The 19,360-nt window shown below is 36.9% G+C and carries 17 protein-coding genes; 2 read left to right on the forward strand and 15 right to left on the reverse strand.

Going from position 1 to position 19,360, the window contains the following annotated elements; genetic code table 11:
• Window positions 1-7: 7 nt before the first annotated feature.
• Together pdxJ and acpS are read left to right on the forward strand one after the other, a co-directional pair.
• Window positions 8-742 (forward strand): pyridoxine 5'-phosphate synthase, encoded by a 735-nt coding sequence (gene pdxJ / locus ACFFIT_RS10075; protein WP_385877530.1) that lies wholly within the window; start codon window positions 8-10, stop codon window positions 740-742.
• Window positions 743-773: 31 nt separating this feature from the next.
• Window positions 774-1,154, forward strand: a complete 381-nt coding sequence (gene acpS / locus ACFFIT_RS10080; protein ID WP_385877531.1) for a holo-ACP synthase — start codon at window positions 774-776, stop codon at window positions 1,152-1,154.
• 53 nt (window positions 1,155-1,207) lie between these two features.
• On the opposite strand, the gene fliT is transcribed toward acpS, so the two are convergent.
• The 15 genes from fliT to ACFFIT_RS10155 form a co-directional block, all read right to left on the reverse strand.
• Window positions 1,208-1,576 (reverse strand): flagellar protein FliT, encoded by a 369-nt coding sequence (gene fliT / locus ACFFIT_RS10085; RefSeq protein WP_385877532.1) that lies wholly within the window; start codon window positions 1,574-1,576, stop codon window positions 1,208-1,210.
• Window positions 1,577-1,643: 67 nt separating this feature from the next.
• Window positions 1,644-2,057: a flagellar export chaperone FliS gene (gene fliS / locus ACFFIT_RS10090; protein ID WP_385877533.1), complete on the reverse strand. Its 414-nt coding sequence runs from the start codon at window positions 2,055-2,057 to the stop codon at window positions 1,644-1,646.
• Window positions 2,058-2,150: 93 nt separating this feature from the next.
• Window positions 2,151-3,611 carry a flagellar filament capping protein FliD gene (fliD, locus tag ACFFIT_RS10095; protein WP_385877534.1) on the reverse strand — a complete coding sequence of 487 codons (1,461 nt, stop codon included), beginning with the start codon at window positions 3,609-3,611 and terminating at the stop codon, window positions 2,151-2,153.
• A gap of 275 nt (window positions 3,612-3,886) precedes the next feature.
• Window positions 3,887-7,369 carry a DNA polymerase III subunit alpha gene (dnaE, locus tag ACFFIT_RS10100; RefSeq protein ID WP_385877535.1) on the reverse strand — a complete coding sequence of 1,161 codons (3,483 nt, stop codon included), beginning with the start codon at window positions 7,367-7,369 and terminating at the stop codon, window positions 3,887-3,889.
• Between the two features lie 41 nt (window positions 7,370-7,410).
• The gene (locus ACFFIT_RS10105; RefSeq protein ID WP_385877536.1) at window positions 7,411-8,361 is read right to left on the reverse strand and encodes a YbgA family protein; all 951 of its coding nucleotides are present in this window, start codon (window positions 8,359-8,361) and stop codon (window positions 7,411-7,413) included.
• A gap of 23 nt (window positions 8,362-8,384) precedes the next feature.
• Window positions 8,385-9,662, reverse strand: a complete 1,278-nt coding sequence (gene lysA, locus ACFFIT_RS10110) for a diaminopimelate decarboxylase (RefSeq protein WP_385877537.1) — start codon at window positions 9,660-9,662, stop codon at window positions 8,385-8,387.
• A 158-nt stretch (window positions 9,663-9,820) separates the two neighbouring features.
• Window positions 9,821-10,783, reverse strand: a complete 963-nt coding sequence (gene flgL / locus ACFFIT_RS10115) for a flagellar hook-associated protein FlgL (RefSeq protein ID WP_385877538.1) — start codon at window positions 10,781-10,783, stop codon at window positions 9,821-9,823.
• 29 nt (window positions 10,784-10,812) lie between these two features.
• Window positions 10,813-12,465, reverse strand: coding sequence for a flagellar hook-associated protein FlgK (gene flgK / locus ACFFIT_RS10120; protein WP_385877539.1), 1,653 nt, complete (start codon window positions 12,463-12,465; stop codon window positions 10,813-10,815).
• 111 nt (window positions 12,466-12,576) lie between these two features.
• On the reverse strand, window positions 12,577-13,614 hold the full coding sequence (gene flgJ, locus ACFFIT_RS10125; RefSeq protein WP_385877540.1) for a flagellar assembly peptidoglycan hydrolase FlgJ: 1,038 nt from the start codon (window positions 13,612-13,614) through the stop codon (window positions 12,577-12,579).
• 2 nt (window positions 13,615-13,616) lie between these two features.
• A complete protein-coding gene (locus tag ACFFIT_RS10130) occupies window positions 13,617-14,723 on the reverse strand; it encodes a flagellar basal body P-ring protein FlgI (RefSeq protein WP_385877541.1) in 1,107 nt (368 codons plus the stop codon).
• 14 nt (window positions 14,724-14,737) lie between these two features.
• Window positions 14,738-15,439, reverse strand: a complete 702-nt coding sequence (locus ACFFIT_RS10135; protein ID WP_385877542.1) for a flagellar basal body L-ring protein FlgH — start codon at window positions 15,437-15,439, stop codon at window positions 14,738-14,740.
• 37 nt (window positions 15,440-15,476) lie between these two features.
• On the reverse strand, window positions 15,477-16,262 hold the full coding sequence (flgG, locus tag ACFFIT_RS10140; RefSeq protein ID WP_385877543.1) for a flagellar basal-body rod protein FlgG: 786 nt from the start codon (window positions 16,260-16,262) through the stop codon (window positions 15,477-15,479).
• A 73-nt stretch (window positions 16,263-16,335) separates the two neighbouring features.
• The gene (gene flgF, locus ACFFIT_RS10145; protein WP_385877544.1) at window positions 16,336-17,079 is read right to left on the reverse strand and encodes a flagellar basal-body rod protein FlgF; all 744 of its coding nucleotides are present in this window, start codon (window positions 17,077-17,079) and stop codon (window positions 16,336-16,338) included.
• A gap of 53 nt (window positions 17,080-17,132) precedes the next feature.
• On the reverse strand, window positions 17,133-18,389 hold the full coding sequence (flgE, locus tag ACFFIT_RS10150) for a flagellar hook protein FlgE (protein ID WP_385877545.1): 1,257 nt from the start codon (window positions 18,387-18,389) through the stop codon (window positions 17,133-17,135).
• A gap of 273 nt (window positions 18,390-18,662) precedes the next feature.
• A complete protein-coding gene (locus ACFFIT_RS10155; protein ID WP_385877546.1) occupies window positions 18,663-19,355 on the reverse strand; it encodes a flagellar hook assembly protein FlgD in 693 nt (230 codons plus the stop codon).
• Between the last annotated feature and the right edge of the window lie 5 nt (window positions 19,356-19,360).

Raw genomic sequence — 19,360 nt, forward strand, 5'->3', positions numbered from 1 at the left:
AGTGATAATGAACAGCCCCATTTTATTAGGCGTCAATATTGACCATATCGCCACGGTGAGAAATGCAAGAGGTACAAATTATCCCGATCCTATCCAAGCTGCTTTTATTGCCGAACAAGCAGGTGCAGATGGCATAACCATTCATTTAAGAGAAGATAGAAGACATATTACGGATAGAGATGTTAAATTATTAAAAGAAACCATCCAAACTCGAATGAATCTAGAAATGGCAGTGACCGATGAGATGGTAGCGATAGCTTGTGAAATCAAACCTACTTATGTTTGCCTTGTTCCCGAAAGAAGAGAAGAAGTCACGACTGAAGGAGGATTAGATGTTATTAGCCAATATGATAAAGTAAAGTCTGCCATTGATAAGCTCTCAGATGAAGGCATACTGGTTTCATTGTTCATTGATCCTGAATTTGACCAAATAAGCGCTGCGGCAAATCTAAAAGCGCCTTTTATTGAATTGCATACAGGACAATATGCACAAGTCAACGGCTTATCTCAAGAAAAGGAATTAAACCGTATTCGTGAAGCTGCGCAATTCGCATCAACATTTGGTATTAAAGTTAATGCAGGACATGGTCTAACCTATCATAATGTCTCTGAAATTGCTAAAATCAAAGAAATATATGAACTTAACATAGGGCATGCAATTATCGGTCAAGCTTTATTTAGTGGTTTAGCATATTCAGTCTCTGAAATGAAACGCATTATGCTTCAAGCCAGGGGTTTGTAATCAAAAAATTCAATTTATGTTAAGGTAAGCTATGGCAATATTTGGAATTGGTTCTGACATTGTTGAAATTTCTAGAATTAAAAAAACTTATGACCGGTTTGGTGATAAGTTTGCTAAGCGGATCTTGACAGACAATGAATGGCAAATTTATCAAACTCATGCCGATAAAATTAGATTTCTTGCTAAAAGGTTTGCTGTAAAAGAAGCTGCGGCAAAAGCGTTAGGATTAGGGATCAGAAATGGTCTTGCATTTAATCAATTCGGTACTGTTAATGACGAATTTGGAAAACCTTCCTTGCAATTATTTAAGACAGCTCAAATGCTTAGCGAACAATTGGGAATAACAACTTCACATTTGACGCTGTCAGATGAAATTAATTACAGCATTGCTTTTGTTATTTTTGAGAAATAAAATAAGGATCTAATAAGATCCTTTTGTTATTTTTCCTTGAATGACTTTGCAAGTTAACTCTTAAAAATATCTTTTAATAACCTATTTTCAATGGCCTCATCACTAAATTCACTATAGGCAAGATGAACTTTCTTCTGGTTATCGAGACTCTGTATACCCTGTTTTAGTAATCCTCGCTTTGAATGAGATAGCTCAGTAACCGTCTGGATGTTTTCAACTGTTTTCCCAATTAAATCTAACAATTCAGGAGATAAATTTGCTTCTACATCTATATCTGCAACATTAGGCAGCGTTGATGATAAATTTTCAAACTCAGTTTCTAAAGTAACTAGACTATCCCATTCTTGAGCATGGCATAATTTCATCATTTCTTCAGTCAATAGAAAAAGAGATTTATATTTATTTAATACAGCTTCTGTCATAGAAATTATCCAACTTCTTTTAAATATTTTTGATTAAGAACCAATTCCCAAAAGCTATAACATAATCTTATGCGCCAGCAGCAGGATCTATTTCTTTCCAAGCATCAGAAATATTTGTCAGTAATTTAACGACTTCATCAATCGCAGTAACATCATTTTTCAAATTAGCATGGACTAATCTTTCAGTCATATAACCGTATAATGAATCTAGATTATCCGCTAATTCACCATCAATTTCAGGGTTTAAAGAGGCTCTCAAGCCATTATCAATAATACCTACCGCTTTAGATATAGCAACACCCTTCTCTGCAATATGGTTTGGCGAGTCACCTTGCTCAATTAATATTTTGGCTCTTAATAATGCGTTCACAGCACCGTCAAACAATAAAGAAATAAGATGATGAGGACTTGCACTCATCACACTACTTTCAAGTCCGACATTTGCATAAGTTTGGGTTTTTGCTTTTGATGGAGAATACATAATTGACCTCATTCATAAAAAAAACTTGCTGGCGAATCTTAAGTAAACTAAATTACTTACAATACGCCACACAAGTAAGTCTAGTGGTACTGATTATTTATTTTGGTTTGAAATAGCTGACAACTGCTGCGTTAAATAGGCACTTGTGCTATTCATTTGCGCCATCATTCTATCTAACGCTTCAAATTGTCTACGAGTTGATTCAATATTTGCTTCAATACTTGATGTTGTATTCTCAATCGTCTGTTCAACACGTTTAACTAATGAATTCAACGAATCTTCTTGCGTTTTGAACAGACCCGTAGAATTATTCATTATTGAAGAGAGCTGCTGACTTGTTGTCGTAGCATACCCAGTTTTTTCACCATCGCCGATAAAGAAATCTATGACAGCCTGGCTGTTCTCTTCAAGCGCCTTATCTAATTTTTTAGAATCAATTTCAAGCTTAAGTGTACTCGTTCCTGCAACATCAGATGTATTTAAAGTAATACCTAAACTGTTTAGAGTGGAAAATACGCCATCTTGGACACTAGTCACTTGATTTCTTAATTGATTTTGCAAACCTCTTAATGCAGTATTTCCTAGCAAATCACCATTTGAAGCAGAAAGTTCTTCACCGGGCTTGCCTGGTACAAATTTTGTTTGGTTTGCTATTGTTGTTTGCACTTCGTTATACGCATCAACATAGGCTGTTATGGCGGCTTTCAGTTCTTTAGAATCCTTGCTGATTGTTAAGGTTTCTTTATCATAAACAGTTTTCGTTAAACCATTTTCAGTAATTTCTGAAGTCCCACTCAGACTTTTAACTGTAAGTGAAACTCCGTCGACCACATTCTCAAATGCATTTGTACTACTAGTTAATCTAACACCATTAAATTGTATAACAGCATCGCTAGCATCTTTCACATTATTAGTATTTAATGAAGCGACTATGTCATCAAATTTTTGACTTGAAGCACCAGATACAGACACAGTAAATGCTGAGTCAGCACCTGTTGAACGACTAGATAATGCAAGGTAGCCTTGACCACTTCCGTCATAAACAATTTCAGCACGAACAACATCGTCTGAAGCATTTATTTTTTTACGAATGTCATCTAAGGTATATTCACCTGCTTCAAGAGTTATTTCAAAAGTCCCATCTTCTGCGCTAGGAGAAGCAAATGATATTTTTGTATCGCCTGTGGAGGTAATTAAGACATCATCCTTACCAGCTGATTGAGTAGATTGAGAAACTTGTCCACTTGCTAATTCAAGGACTGAAACGCTATAACTACCAGGATTTGCACCCGCTTTTACGCTCGCAGTAAAGTTCTCATTTGAGCTAGTAACTGATGTTGTGCTTAGCTCTTTGATTTTAGCTAAGTTTTGTGCAGCTGCATCTAACTTAGCAACAGAGGATTTGACAACTCCCCATGCAGTTAACTGGTTATTTAAACTTGATTTTTGATCTGTTAAGGGCTTTAAGCGTGTTTGTTCTGACGCCAATAATTGATCTAAAATACCTTGAAGATCAAGACCTGAACCTACGCCTAGTGAACTTATACCTGCCATATAGGACTCCTTTGGAATTTTTGATTTTTTTTAAATCAAATTGGAAACATTTTATCTAATCTTTAAATCTATAAGTATATCGACCTAATCAATGTGAACTTTAATACTTTTTAATCACTTTGTTCAGCACTACAAATATTATAATTTATTATTATTTGTAACCAATTATACAACAGGATCCCTATTAAGCCTATTTACTTTACAACTATTTAACCTGTTTACATGGTTAAATAGGTATGTTTCTTTCTCATTATTTAAGAATGAAGAATGAATAATTAATCAAATTCCAATAAAACACTTTCGTTACCTAGCAACATTTTTAAATCGTTTAATAAATCATCATTAGCCATAACTTTCCATTGTTCGCCTAAAACAATTCTGGCTCTAGCTTTTTCGGTCTGATAATAAATATGCAACGGAAGATTACCCCCTTGATGGGCATTTAAAATTGCTTTCAATTTAGGTAAAAATGCTTCATTCAAACTTTTCTCACTTAAGGATAAACTAACACCTTTAGCATATTTTTCTCTTGCCTGACCGATATCAATAAGTTCTCTTACAATCATTTTATTGCCACCATTAAAATCATCATGCATGACCGCACCCGTTGCAATTAATATTTTGTCCTTTTCTAAAAGATGGGTGAACTTTTCTAGTGCTTCAGTATAAAGCATTAAATCTAATCGACCCGATCTATCATCTAAGGTAATCAAACCAATACGACTGCCTTTTTTGGTCATTTTTACAGAGGCCGATAAGACTAATCCGCTTAACGTAATAACTTGGCCTTTACGTGTTGGCTGAACATCCTTAAGACTTACACCCGAAGTATAGCGCGACAGCTCTTTTAAATATTGAGTAATTGGATGACCTGATAAATAAAGTCCTAATGTTTCTCGTTCTCCATCTAATACTTTCTGCTCTGGCCATGGCGCTACTATCGCATAGGATTGTTCGACTTGCTCAGGCTCTTCTGCTAGCACACCAAACATATCAAATTGGCCAACAGATTCTTGCTTTGCATGTTGTTCTGCCATTTTAATAGCGCTGTCTAAACTATTCATAAGTGCAGCCCGATGTGGACCTAATCTATCTAAAGCCCCCGCCATAATCAATTTTTCAATGACACGCTTACCTATTTTTTTTAGATCGACTCGAACGCAAAAATCAAAAATTTCTCTAAAAATCCCACTATTTTTTCTTGCCTCTAAAATAGCTTCTATAGGGCCCTCTCCAACACCTTTGATGGCACCTATACCATAAACTATTTCACCTTTTTCATTGACATGAAATTCATACTTACCACTGTTGATATCCGGTGGTAAAACAGTTAATCCCATTCTCAAACATTCATCAACTAATCCAACAATTTTATCCGTATTATCCATGTCAGCCGTCATAACTGCAGCCATAAATTCAGCTGGATAGTGCGTTTTAAGCCAAAGAGTCTGATACGAGACTAAAGCATAAGCTGCTGAGTGCGATTTATTAAAACCATAACCTGCAAACTTTTCAACTAAATCAAAAATATGCATGGCTAACTCACCATCTACATTGTTTTTTTCAGCGCCTTCTTTAAAAATAGACCGCTGCTCAGCCATCTCCTCTGGTTTTTTCTTACCCATTGCACGACGAAGCATATCCGCTCCGCCAAGCGTATAGCCTGAGAGAACCTGGGCAATTTGCATCACTTGCTCTTGGTATAATATTATCCCATACGTAGGCTCAAGAACGGGTTGAAGACTTTCATGCTGCCAATTAATATCAGGGTAAGAAATTGCTTCTCTACCATGTTTACGGTCTATAAAGTTATCTACCATGCCTGATTGTAATGGACCGGGCCTAAATAATGCGACCAGAGCAATCATGTCTTCAAAACAGTCTGGTTGGAGTCTCTTAATTAAGTCTTTCATCCCTCTAGATTCCAACTGAAAAACTGCTGTTGTTTCAGAACGTTGAAGAAGAGCAAAAGACTTAGGACAAGTTAATGGTATACTTGCAATATTGACAAGTGGTTTATCTTCCCTAAGCAAACGGGCATTAATCATCTCTAATGCCCAATCAATGATAGTTAGAGTTCTTAACCCTAAAAAGTCAAATTTAACCAAACCTGCGTATTCAACATCATTCTTGTCAAATTGAGTAACGGGATGTTTTCCTTCGCTATCACAATATAATGGTGAAAAATCAATGATTTGGGTTGGCGCTATAACAACACCTCCAGCATGCTTGCCTGCATTTCTAGTCACTCCCTCTAACTGTCTTGCCATATCTATAAGCGATTTGACTTCTTCATCAGATTCATACATGACTGATAATTGCGGTTCTACTTCAAAGGCTTTAGCCAGCGTCATGCCAGGATCTGGTGGGATCAATTTTGATATTCTATCAACAAAGCTATAAGGGTGGCCAAGTACGCGCCCCACATCGCGAATAACTGCTTTAGCGGCCATTGTTCCAAATGTTATGATTTGGGATACGGCTTGCTGACCGTACATTTGAGCAACATGTTCTATGACTCTATCCCTCTTATCCATACAAAAATCGATATCAAAATCCGGCATCGACACCCTTTCAGGATTTAAGAAACGTTCAAAGAGTAAATCATATTCTAAGGGATCTAAATCAGTAATTTTTAACGCATAAGCCACAAGTGAACCCGCACCAGAACCTCTACCTGGTCCTACGGGAATACCATTATCTTTTGACCATTGGATGAATTCCATCACAATTAAAAAATAGCCAGGAAATCCCATTTGGTTGATGACTTGCAGCTCTACTTTTAGTCTTTCATCATACTCTCCCCTTTTTTGCAGACGCATCGCTTCATCAGGGAATAAAAATTCAAGTCTTTCTTCTAAACCTTCCTCAGCTTTTTTAACTAAATATTCTTTTTCAGTCATAGCGCCCGTTGGAAAACTAGGCAAGAAATATTCTCCTAGACGCAATTCAACGTTACATCTTTTCGCAATTTCGACAGAGTTGATAAGTGCCTCAGGAATATCTTTGAAAAGTTCGCACATCTCATCTTCAGATTTTAAATACTGCTCTTTTGAATAATTCTTTGGACGTTTAGGATCATCTAATGTGTATCCATCATGTATCGCAACTCTAATTTCATGAGCGTCAAACTCATCAGCCTCAATAAAGCAAACATCATTGGTTGCAACAACAGGCAAATCTTTTTTTTCTGCAAGTTCAATAGCTAAGTTAATGTAAATATTCTCTTCTTCACGCTGTGTTCTTATTAATTCTAAAAAGTATCGATTTGGGAAATAGGTTTGATAAAAATTCGTGTATTCATCAACTAAAGCGTGATTTTCTCGCAAAAGGGCTATTCCTACGTCCCCTTTATTAGCCCCTGACAGAATAATAATTCCTTCATTTAAATCTCTTAACCATTCTCTTTGAATATAAGGCCCCTCTTCCCTATAACCTTGCTGATAAGCCTTGGAAATCAGTGCTGTAATATTTTTGTAACCTGTCTCATTTTGAGCAAGTAATGTAAATTTACAATAGGTTGCGCCAAGGGCGCCATCTAAAAGCTGTAAATCTACACCTATGATAGGTTTTATCCCCTGCCCATGCGCATCTCCATAAAATTTAACTAATCCACATAGATTAGAAAAATCTGTCAAAGCAACAGCAGGCATGTTTTTTTGCGCAATTGCTTTCATTAATGGTTTAGTTTTAGCCAGTCCGTCTCGCATAGAATAATCACTATGGACATGTAGGTGTATAAATTTAGGATCGTTCATTACAATTTCCAGTACGTTAATAATTAGCTTTTACGCAAAAATCAATAGCCATATCTTAAACGTAATGTTTCAGGATAAGGGTTAAAATATCTTTGAGATTTTAAATAGGTTATATCGAACATATTCATATAGTGAATAAATAGTGTCAAAGGCGATAAAAGCGGCAATAGCCCTTTATGGTATCTTAATACCACGTCACTTAATTCTGCTTTTTGCTCAGGAGTTAAAAATTTTTTAAAATATCCCTGTATATGCATAAGTACATTGGTGTGATTTCTTCGGTTTGCAATCTTTGACATTGTCTCCATTAATTGCAAACGGTACTCTGCATAAAATTTAGCCAAATCATCATGGGTATTTAATTGCGCTATTTTTTTGCCAAGTAGACGATAATCAGATTGACTATGGGAAAGAAGGATTAACTTATACTGAGTATGAAACTGTACAAATTTTGCTTTAGTTAATCCATTTTGCATTATTGTTTGTAATTCATGTAGGGCAAATATCCTCCCAACAAAATTTTCTCGAATCAATGGATCATTTAGCCTTCCATCCTCTTCGATGGGTAACCATGGGAATTTTTTAATCAAAGCTGATGTGTAAATTCCTGTACCAATTTTTTTATTACTTTTATCTACTGGATTATATATTCTTACTCTCTCTAGTCCGCAACTAGGGGATTTAGCACACACAATATAACCTGATAAAAGTGGAAATTGCTCGAATGTTTTTTCAGAAAATTGATTCATTTTTTCAGTATAATCTTCTGATTCATCCTGACTTAAAGTCATTCTAATTTGGTTATCAATTAGATTGAGTCTCAGCGCTGGTCTCGGAGAAGGCATGCCAATACCCATTTCTGGGCATACGTCTATATAATCAACAAAATCGGCAAGGGATTTCATGGCAAAATGAAATCCCTTATGGCCACCATCAAATCTAACTGCTTGTCCTAAAAGACAACTACTTATTCCGATAGCTAATTTGCTCAAAGAAACCTCTTTTTACTTTAATTTTATTCTTCTAATCCTAACAAATCTTGAACACTTTGTTTTCTTCTAATTTGTTTAATCTCACCTCCATCAATTGCGTATTCAGCAATAAGTGGTCTTGAGTTATAATTTGAGGACATAGAAGCACCGTAAGCACCAGCATCATGAAAAACTAAGTAGTCATTTACATCAGCAGTCGGTAGAAGTCGCTGTTCAACCACTCCCCCCTCTTTTTGAGTAAAAACATCACCTGACTCACAAAGCGGTCCTGCAACTACTGTAGGTATAAGATCATTTGCATTACCTTCAAACCAATCTGTTTGTTGGCTATTAGCTTTTATAATTGAAATTGCATGGTAACTACCGTACATAGCTGGCCTCATCAAATCATTAAAGCCTGCATCAACAAGGACAAATTTATGACACCCCATAAATTTAGTGGCATGGATCTTAGACACAAGAATTCCTGATTGAGCAACTAAAAAACGCCCTGGTTCAATCTCAAGGGTAACCTTATGCCCTAATTCTGTTTCAATTGTTTTTCTGGCCGTGTCCCATAATTTGAAATAATTATCGGTATCTATTGTGGCATCACCTTCTTTATAAGGAATTGATAATCCACCACCCGCTGATATTGCTAAAAGATCATGACCAGCAGACTTAACAATTCTAGCTTGTGCTATCATTGCATCACACACTGATTTTAAATGCTCATAATCAACGCCCGACCCAATATGCATATGTAAGCCTAATAGTTTTAAATTATATTTTTTTAACAGTTCTAAAGCGAGTAGTAAATCAGCATGCCAAATTCCATGTTTACTATTTTCACCCCCAGTATTTGTCTTTTGGCTATGGCCGTGGCCAAACCCTGGGTTAATTCTTAACCACACAGGATGACCTGGAGATAATGTTCCTAACTGCTGTAGCATATCAATTGAACCCGTATTTACAGGGATATGGTGTTTTATAACTAACTCTAGCGTAGACTGGTTAATTACATCTGCTGTAAATACAATACTGTCCGCTTTAGCAAGATTACTATAACCCGCTTTTAAAGCCCTTAAAATTTCACCTTCAGAAACTGCATCAACGCAAACTTTCTCAGCATTCATTAATTTCAACGTATGAATATTGGAATTTGCTTTTTGAGCGAAACGAATTACATCAAACTGCCTTAGTTTTTTAATTTGCTCTCTTATAGTATCAAAATCATAAATCCAATAAGGAGATTTTTCTTGTTCATAAATATCGACAAGAACAGATGCTTTAAATAGTTTGGTTTGTAAATGTTTATGCATAATAAATACCTATGAGTCATCTTTAATAATTAGCTATAATTACAATCGTCTTATTGTATGATTTTCTTATTCTAAATGATATATCTTTTATCTTAGTATACCTAGATTAAAAAAAAAGACCTGCTTTTGCAGGTCTTTTTTTTTAATGATTCTGATTTTTATCTCGCTAAGGAGAATAAAGAAAGTCCTTTCATATCCATGAAGGTCTGGTAAGAGGCCTGTAAAGAATTTAAATTCAGCATATAATCAGATATACCTTTAGCCGCATCTAAATCCACAAGATCGGATATACGTTCTTGACCTGCTAGTTTTTGCTGAGCACCTAGATCATCCAAATTATCCAACTCTCTTAAAGAAAGTCCCATCTCCGTTTGGACCCGACCAATATTTTCAATGGCATTAGTAATACCACGGTTAGCTGTTGCTAACGCGTCACCTAGTGCATCAAATGCTGGCTGCCCAGCTGTAGTCGGAGTTTTTAATACGGCAATAAGTTTATCTAATGTATCAAATACACCATTGACACCAGAAGGTGTCCCATCAGGCTCTTCAATAGGATTTGAAGGCATACCTACAAAAATATCATCACCTAAAAAAGATACATTGAGTTCTCTTTGCGCCTCAACTTTTTGCGAAATGGGAGTATCACCGCCTTGATAGACAATTACACCTGATGCATCTTCTACAAAGGGAACTGTATCAGTTTTAAATCCAGAAAAAATATAATTTCCAAGACCATCACGAGTATTCGCAAGACCTAACAGTTCACTTTTGAGGCCTTCTAATTTATTTGCAAGAATTTCTCTATCTTCATCAGACATTGTTCCATTACCTGCATTAACAATTGTGGTCTTAATTTCAATCAGGTTAGTATTAACGTTTTGCATCACATTTTCAGAAAGTGCGATACTAGATTGTGCAAAACTTCTAGCAGTAGAGTATTGAGCATTCAAACCTAAAGACTGTTGTAATCTGACTGCTTGAGATGCTGCAAGAGCGTCATCAGAGGGATTAACAACCCTTTTCATAGTTGATAGGCTTAGACCCGCTGATAGCCATTTTTGATTTGAAGAATTAATAATGTTTGTTTGCTGTTGATACATCATACTAGTACTTATCATATTTTATCCTTGAATTTCTTCTAAAATGATTATCTTATACTTAAAATCGCATTAAACATGGTAGAGGCAGTTTTTATGACCTCAGCACTTGCTTGATAATGTTGAACGTATTTTTGCAAATCAACGTACTCTTGATCTTTATTCACACCCGAAAGATTTTGCTGCTCCATTGTGAGTTGATTAACAATATTTTCTTGGGCACGGAAGTTAATCTCTGCAGCCTTAGTTGACGTACCAATAACACCAACAACTTTTGCATAAGCTGTATTAAATGTTGAAGATCCTCCAACAAGATTTTGATTTTGCAAATCTAGCAAAGCTTTAGCATTAGTATTATCACTAGGTCCACTGTCAGGGGCACTTGCAGCAGCTAGTTCAGAAGGATCTTTAATCAGTAAACCTAAACCAGTTATCGCATCAGAGGTGGGTTTTAACTTAAAACTATCACCAACTTCCAAGTCAGCTTCATTATTAATTTCTATTTGAATACCTTCAAATTCTACAACAACTGGCACAGTACCGGTAACCATGGGAGGGATAACGGTACCATCAGAGAGACGCGTTACCTGCCATTGTCCCGCTCCCATATAATCCAGTCGATAATCCGTACCTTGCATTTTCGGGGTATCCACTCTAGAAATTTGTTGAATAAAAGCAGTCCCTTTATTATTGTTATTAGAGAAAGCGACGGGTGAACCTAATGAAAAAACTTCTTTACCCGGTTCGCCGTTTAAATCAAATCCCTGCATATGCTGCTTATTAAATTGATCAGCAAACACCATGGCAATTTGATTGATTTGATTTCGGGTTGTATCTAGTGTATCTCTAAATTGATACAGACCGCCTAGTTCACCTGAACGAATTTGGCTTTCTGGAATCTCAAAATTAATCCCTGGACTTGGGGAATATCCTACAGCCATTCTCGTTGGATCTGCACTTGATACGACAACTGATATTTTACCCGCTTGATTTCCTTGTACCAAGGATAAACCATTAGAAAATGATACATTGTAAGCGCCATTTTGTTCGGTGACCTGAACACCAACCAACTTATTAAGTTCAGTGACTAATTGATCTCTTTTATCCAGTAACTGATTAGGCTCTTGACCTGCCGTCAAGCCCCTCGCTTTTGTTATTTCAAGATTCAAATTGGCGATTTGCTCAGCATAGACATTAACTTGACCAACAATATCTTTCATCGATGTATTAATGCCTTCATCAAGCTCTCTTAAATAGTTATCGACAAAACCAAATTGCGCAACTAAACTCTCTGCAGTACCTATTACGGTTTGGCGGGCAGCTGAATCAGCAGGATTACTGACCATATTTTGAACATTATTGAAGAACTCTTGGAGTCCATCAGAAAGATTATTCGTATTATTAGCTAATAAATTATCAATCTGTCTTAATTGGTCATACACCATTGATTGGGAGGAGTTTAGTGCCTGTGCTGTCCTCAGTTGCTTATTAACAAATTGATCAAACAATCTATCTACAGACAGTACCTTTGCACCATTACCTATAAAACCAGAAGTTGAGCCTGTTGGACGTTGATCAGCAATAGAAACAACTTGTCTGTTATAACCCGGAGTCGTTAAATTAGCTATATTATTACTAACAGTATTAATTCCCATTTGGGAAACGTTGATGCCTGACAAGCCTATGCCAAGTAAATTAGACATATCTAACTCCTTCAAATGATAATAAGATTATTTTGTATTTACTTTTTAAATCGACTCAAGATGACAAAACTTTAACTTTTCAAAAGCTATCCTGCAGTCTTTATCATTATTTTACAATCTTAACGTTTGAATCTGATTATACTGTTTTGCTACTTTGTTAGACTCGGATTTTAGTTGACCAAGGATCGAAATAAGTTTATTTGCATAATTAGGATCCGTTGCATAACCCGCTTTTTGTATTTCAATTGCCGCTTTTTCTGCATTTGGGGCAGTAAGTACATGCTTATATCTTGGGTTTTGAGTAATTAAATCAACATAATCAGATAATGCGTGTTGATAATTATTGTAAACTCTGAATTTTGCTCTTACTTTTTGATATGAACCGTCAATAAATTCAGTGGTTAATATTTCAGTGGTTTTTCCTTGCCAACTTTTACCTGCTTTAATGCCAAAAAGATTATGACTTGGTTCACCTGTATGGGTTTTTATTTCACTTTTTCCCCATCCTGATTCAAGAGCAGCCTGTGCTAAAATTAAATTAGGATGAATACCCGTATCTTTACTCGCAAGTTGTGCTGGGCCAGTCAGTTTATTAACGAAGTCTTTTGCTCCTTCAAAAACTCCCTTTGCAAAAGCACCTGTTTTTTCACTGATATTAGCAGCGTAATTTTCCATTTTCTCTTTCGCATAACGGATGGTATCGTAATTACTTCTAAATGCGATGGTACCTTCTTGTTTATGCTCTTGTATCAATATAGGCTGATTTTCATTAATCAGTAAATTATTTAACTTTTCAAGGGGGAGTCCTGCTGGGTATTTTTCAGCAACTTCGGTTAAAGAGGAAGGATTTTGAGATAATTCAATATTTTTTATCAACTCATTAGCAAAGCCAACACCGCTTTTAGAAAGTTCTTGTGCTAATTGTTGGTCATATAATGAGTAATATAAATCAGTTTGATCGCTATTAAACAAGCTGTCTTTTGGAATTGCAGAACGCATGCTTTTAAGCATCATATTAAGAAACACGCCTTCAACTTGTTTAGCTACTTCTTTGATATGACCATTAGGATCTTTTGCTACTGCTGTTTTTAATTGATTTAATCCGTTAGCATCGTAAGAAGCAGAAAGTAAATCAAACTGATTATTCATTATTAAATAATCTCCAAATCAGCGCGCATACATCCAGCACTCTTCATAGCTTGTAAAATAGCCATAAGATCATTTGGTGTAGCACCTAATGAATTAAGAGCACTGATAACATTATTTAAACTCGCACTTGAGTTCACTTTTTGTAATGCTCCACCACCTTGCCTTACTGAAACTGCTGTATTATTTTCTGTCATAGCTTGACCACCAGCTAAAGGTGCATCAGGCTGCACAACATTTTCTTGTTGATTCACCTCAATAGTTAGACTTCCTTGTGCAATAGCACATGAATCAAGAATTACCTCTTTATTCATCGCCACTGAACCTGTTCTTGAATTTAAAACTATCTTTGCATTAATTGGGCCGACATTAACTTGTAAATTTTCAATTGAAGCAACAAATCTTGATTGATTTGCAGTACCTTGCGGTAACTCAACTTGTACCGTACGAGAATCGATAGCTGTCGCGCTCCCGCCCCTTCCACTACGATTTATTGCATTACTAATTTGTTGGGCTAATGAAAAATCTTCGTTATGCAAATATAAATTTAAAGTACTTCCGCGCCCAAATGAAGATGGCAATTCTCTTTCTACGGTAGCACCATTAGTTATAATGCCCCCAGATTGCTGATTTACCTGAACACTACTTCCACCACCACTGGCGGAAGCACCACTGATCAATATATTTCCCTGTGCTATTGCATATACTTGATTGTCAGTACCTTTAAGTGGGGTCATCAGCAAAGTACCGCCTCTTAAACTTTTTGCATTACCTAAAGAAGAAACAACAACATCTACTTTTTGCCCAGATCTGGAAAAAGGTGGTAGATTTGCTGTAACAATGACCGCGGCAACATTTTTTAATTGCATATTTGTACCAGGCGGAATTGTCACACCTAGCTGAGAGAGCATATTACTCAAACTTTGAGTGGTAAAAGGTGTTTGTGAAGTTTGGTCACCCGTACCGTCTAAACCAACAACCAGACCATAGCCTACAAGAGCATTATCCCTAACGCCCTCTATTGAGACAAGATCCCGAATTCTTTCAGCATGACTTAATTGGCTGAAAAAGACTAATATTACCAAGAAGGTATATTTTAAAGATTTAATCATAATTTTCCCATCAGTTAGAAAGGAGACACGTTTAGGAAGAAACGCTGTAACCATCCCATGGTTTGCGCTTCATTAATATAACCGTCACCATAGTATTCGATTCTCGCATCAGCCACTTGTGTCGATGCAACCGCATTCGTTCCAGTAATGGTTCTCGGATTGACGACACCTGAAAATCTTATAAATTCAGTACCCTGATTAATTGCAATTTGCTTCTCACCGACTACATGGAGATTTCCATTCGGCAGTACTTGATCGACAACTACAGTAATGGTGCCATTAAATCGGTTATTTGCATTAGCCCCTCCCCTACCGCCAAAATCATTTTCCCCTTCCATATCAAAGTCAACCCTCGCATTACCAAATAATCCTTCCAATAATCTTGGCGCAGTAGTGGCTGTAAAACTGGATGATCCATTTCGCGAAGCATTTGCTGAGGAATTTTTGCTCGCGCTGACATTTTCTTGTAAATTAATTGTCAGAGTATCGCCTATATTTCTTGGTCGTGCATCTTCAAATAAGGGTTGATAACCATAATTCATTGGCATAGATGATTGAAAAATAGAACCGTTTGGAGATGGAGCGGGAGCGGGTAAGGGCTGCGCAGTTGTCGGCCCCTCAACTAAGGATTTTCTTGGTATCTGTGCACAACCTGAAACTAATACTAGTGTCAGGCTGAAAATCATAGAATGAGTCAGTATACTTTTTTTATTCATTTCATCTCTTACTATTAGTGTAATACTAAATCAGGCTTTAGAGCTGAGTCAAACGTGCTAGCATTTGATCTGATGTAGAAACTGCTTTACTGTTAATTTCATAGGCGCGTTGTGTTTGAATCATAGTCACTAGCTCCTCAGCCACATTAACATTAGAAGTTTCAACATATCCTTGATAAAGCACACCAGCCCCATTCAATCCAGGTGCAGACTCGTTTGGTGCACCAGAACTGGTGGTCTCAAGATATAAATTTTCACCAATACTCTCAAGCCCTGATTCACTCACAAATGTAGTCAAAGTAATTTGTCCTACTTGTTGTGATTCAGTTTGCCCTGCTAATGATACAGATACTGTTCCATCACGACCTATTGTGATGCTGATAGCATCATCAGGGATATTTATAGCAGGTTGGATAGGAAAACCACTGGCTGTTACAAGCTGGCCTGTTTGACCATCTTTCTGAAACGCGCCATCCCGAGTGTAGGCATTTGTGCCATCTGGCATTTGTACGGTAAAAAAACCTTTACCACTTATTGCTACATCCTTAGAATTTTCTGTTAATGATAAATTCCCTTGAATATGGATCCTTTCCGTTGCAACAGGTCTTGTCCCTGTACCGATTTGTAATCCTGACGGGATGGTATTTTGCTCGGTAGATTGAGCGCCAGGTTGACGAATGGTTTGGTAAAGTAAATCTTCAAAAACTGCTCTTTGTCGTTTAAAACCATTTGTACTGACGTTGGCTAAGTTATTTGCTATAACGTCCATATTCATTTGTTGTGCATTTAATCCTGTCTTTGCAATCCAAAGTGACTTCATCATAATGCAATACCTCTGTTATATTGTTCTCAATTGATTTTTGTTAAAGGTCTATTGAGCTAATTGTTGATATAAGTTAAACATTAAAGTTCATCAATTGATTAGCACGCTGCTCATTTTCGTTGACACTTGATATAACCTTCATTTGTAGCTCGAATCTTCTTTGGTGATTTATCATATCGACCATAGCATCTGTTGCATTAACATTACTTGACTCAATAACCCCCGAATAAACCCTGACATTTGGATCGTTTGGTAGTACATCGCCAACGCCAGGTCTTGGTCTAAAATAGCCATCATCACCGCGAGCAAGTTGTTCACTGGTTGCTTGTACTTTTTTCAGTGTACCTATAGGACCAATAGTATTTGGCGTTCCACCAGCATCCAATGAAGAAATAGTTCCATCAGCGCCAATAGAAAGTTTAGCGCTAGGGGGGACTTCAATAGGGCCACCTTCACCAATAACTAAATTATTATTGATTCTTAATTGATTATTCGCATCAACAGTGATTCTTCCGTTACGTGTATACGCCTCACCATATGGGGTTTGTATCGCCAAATAGCCATTATCTTCTAGAGCGACATCAAGCGGATTGCCCGTATAGTTAAATGTGCCGGCCGTAGCATCGAACCCAGTAGTACTTGCAGCAACAACAGAACGGGTAGGCAGTGTTTCGCCAATCACTGGTACATGCCTTAATGCTGCTAATTGAGCTTTAAAACCAGGTGTAGAGACATTAGCTAAGTTTTGCGCAGTGATTGACTGCATTTCTATTGTTTGAGATGCTCCGCTCATGGCGGTATAAATCGCTCTATCCATTCTTTATTCGCTCTATTAATGTGCTAAGTTAGCCTTTTTAATGCAGTACATTACTATCTTAAGTTAACTAGTGTACCTAGGATCTGATCTTGCGTTTTGATTGTCTGTGCATTCGCTTGATAATTACGCTGAGCAACAATCATATTTACAAGTTCCTGTCCTTGGTCAACATTTGATGATTCTAGTGCACCACTAACTAACAATCCTAGACTACCTGTATTAGCAATTCCCACTCTTGATTGCCCTGAGCTTCTTGTTTCACTCCACACATTATTCCCTTCTGGCTGCAATCCTTCAGGGTTTGCAAAACTCGCAAGAATAATTTGGCCCAGTAACTGACGCTGCTGGTTAGAGTAAAGTCCTTCTATTGTCCCATCATCATTAATTTGAAATCCTACAAACTCACCTGGCGCATAACCATCTTGGAAATTATTCGAAACTGAGTTTGCAGAAAGGTTTTGCTGGGTACTTTTTGCAAAATCTAAACTAAACGTAAATGACGGGGCACCATTTAAAGGTTCAGTCGTGATATCAAAGGTGAAATCTGGGGGCGTAGAACCGTTAATACTTGTGATATTACCATTTGTATCGAAGGTAATTGGAATACCTGCCGCTGGAGGTGCTGGTGGAACTGTTGGTGTAGGATCTGGAACCACAGGGGAATTAGCCACACTACCATCTTGATAATACATTTCCCAACTATTATCGGCTGTTTTAACAAAATAAAGGTTCATATTATGTGCATTCCCCAAACTATCAAAGACAGTTGTAGAGGTTACCCATGAATATGTATCCGGTTTTGATGGTTCAAAAGGAGCTGTAATCACAGGACTTGTACTTGATAAGTTAACTTGCATAAAACCCTGCGTAGTTTGCTTCGCTCCTAGGATTCCTTCGGGTATAGTTATGGGAACAGGATTAGCACCTTGCTGAATTACGCCATTATCTACTGGATAGCCTGTTAATTTAAATCCTTCCATACTGGTTATAGTTCTATCAGGTTGTAATAAGAATTGCCCATTTCTTGCATAAAAGATGGTGCCATTTTCAGCTTCTAATCTAAAAAAACCATTGCCGCTGATTGCAACATCCAGGCCTCTATCAGTAGTTATTGTTGGACCATCATTAAAGTTTTGTACCACATTTGAGATTCTAACACCAACACCCACTTTTGAACCTGCAAACATATCAGCAAAAGCCATGGTACCCGTTTTAAAGCCGTATGTTGCACTATTAGCAATGTTATTACCTATAACGCTCAAATTTTTTGATGCTGCTTTTAAACCACTTAATGCTTGAGAAAATGACATAATTCACTCCTGAATTGATAATTAAAATTTACTTTCACCTTTAGTATCTATATTTAGATACAATTCCTTGGTTCTATAACTTAATTTTTAAGCACTTAGCACTACTTTAAAGTTAATTGCCCTAATCCTTATTATGTAGGCATGCCAGTAAATATTGGGTTATAATTTTTTGCACTCTCTATATCATAATTTAGCTGTCGTAATTGATTACAATTCACTTGATGGTAAGCAACTATACTATTAGTCTAATTATTTAATTTTATTATTTACCACTTACAAAACTTGTCGCACATCGTCATAGCTCACTTCGCCGAGCAGGCCTAAATCTAGCATGACTTGATTTCCACCTCTGATGACACCAAACACAGTAGAGGAAAAGAGACTGTTTGACGCAATTTTGCTGTCACCACTTGTTGCTGCAAGATCAAAGCTATAAGCACCCGTAGGAGCAAAGGAACCATCTTCTAATTTGCCATCCCAAACGAAAGAATTAATTCCAGAGGGAACATTTTCTAACTCAACATTCGCAACGACAGCACCTGAGGCATTTTTAATTGTTATAGTCACCTTTTCAGCTGGGCTTGCAAGTTCAAAGCCTATTGGGGTAGAAAGTGTATTTTCCTCCGCATCCATTCCAACAATTAATTTGTTGCCGGGCACCAAAACGGTTCGACCTATCAAATTAACCGCACTTAATGATTTACCATCTTGAATTTGCTGTGTTAATCCGCTAGTGGTTTCGTTAAGTTTTTCAACACCCGCTACCGTTTGGATTTGTGCTAGTTGTGTCGTAAGTTGAGCATTATCCATAGGATTGGTCGGGTCTTGATTTTGTAATTGAGCAATCAAAAGTGTTAGAAACCGATTTTCTAAACTTGCAGCACTTTCACCACTCAAGTCTTTTTTATTATTGTTAAGAGCAGTTGCCGCTGGGTCGTAAAATGAAGTTACCGGTGGTATCGCCATATGAT

It is taken from the genome of Thorsellia kenyensis (genome assembly GCF_042432445.1).
In the GTDB taxonomy this organism is placed as follows: domain Bacteria; phylum Pseudomonadota; class Gammaproteobacteria; order Enterobacterales; family Thorselliaceae; genus Thorsellia; species Thorsellia kenyensis.

Bases quoted from the DNA above. Each gene is read 5' to 3' on its own strand.
- acpS (WP_385877531.1), top strand. From the start codon at position 774: ATGGCAATATTTGGAATTGGTTCTGACATTGTTGAAATTTCTAGAATT.
- flgK (WP_385877539.1), bottom strand. From the start codon at position 12,465: ATGTCTAATTTACTTGGCATAGGCTTGTCAGGCATCAACGTTTCCCAA.
- ACFFIT_RS10155 (WP_385877546.1), bottom strand. From the start codon at position 19,355: ATGGCGATACCACCGGTAACTTCATTTTACGACCCAGCGGCAACTGCT.
- fliS (WP_385877533.1), bottom strand. From the start codon at position 2,057: ATGTATTCTCCATCAAAAGCAAAAACCCAAACTTATGCAAATGTCGGA.
- fliT (WP_385877532.1), bottom strand. From the start codon at position 1,576: ATGACAGAAGCTGTATTAAATAAATATAAATCTCTTTTTCTATTGACT.
- flgE (WP_385877545.1), bottom strand. From the start codon at position 18,389: ATGTCATTTTCTCAAGCATTAAGTGGTTTAAAAGCAGCATCAAAAAAT.
- ACFFIT_RS10135 (WP_385877542.1), bottom strand. From the start codon at position 15,439: ATGAATAAAAAAAGTATACTGACTCATTCTATGATTTTCAGCCTGACA.
- flgL (WP_385877538.1), bottom strand. From the start codon at position 10,783: ATGATAAGTACTAGTATGATGTATCAACAGCAAACAAACATTATTAAT.
- ACFFIT_RS10130 (WP_385877541.1), bottom strand. From the start codon at position 14,723: ATGATTAAATCTTTAAAATATACCTTCTTGGTAATATTAGTCTTTTTC.
- dnaE (WP_385877535.1), bottom strand. From the start codon at position 7,369: ATGAACGATCCTAAATTTATACACCTACATGTCCATAGTGATTATTCT.
- lysA (WP_385877537.1), bottom strand. From the start codon at position 9,662: ATGCATAAACATTTACAAACCAAACTATTTAAAGCATCTGTTCTTGTC.
- flgF (WP_385877544.1), bottom strand. From the start codon at position 17,079: ATGGATAGAGCGATTTATACCGCCATGAGCGGAGCATCTCAAACAATA.
- fliD (WP_385877534.1), bottom strand. From the start codon at position 3,611: ATGGCAGGTATAAGTTCACTAGGCGTAGGTTCAGGTCTTGATCTTCAA.
- pdxJ (WP_385877530.1), top strand. From the start codon at position 8: ATGAACAGCCCCATTTTATTAGGCGTCAATATTGACCATATCGCCACG.
- flgJ (WP_385877540.1), bottom strand. From the start codon at position 13,614: ATGAATAATCAGTTTGATTTACTTTCTGCTTCTTACGATGCTAACGGA.
- flgG (WP_385877543.1), bottom strand. From the start codon at position 16,262: ATGATGAAGTCACTTTGGATTGCAAAGACAGGATTAAATGCACAACAA.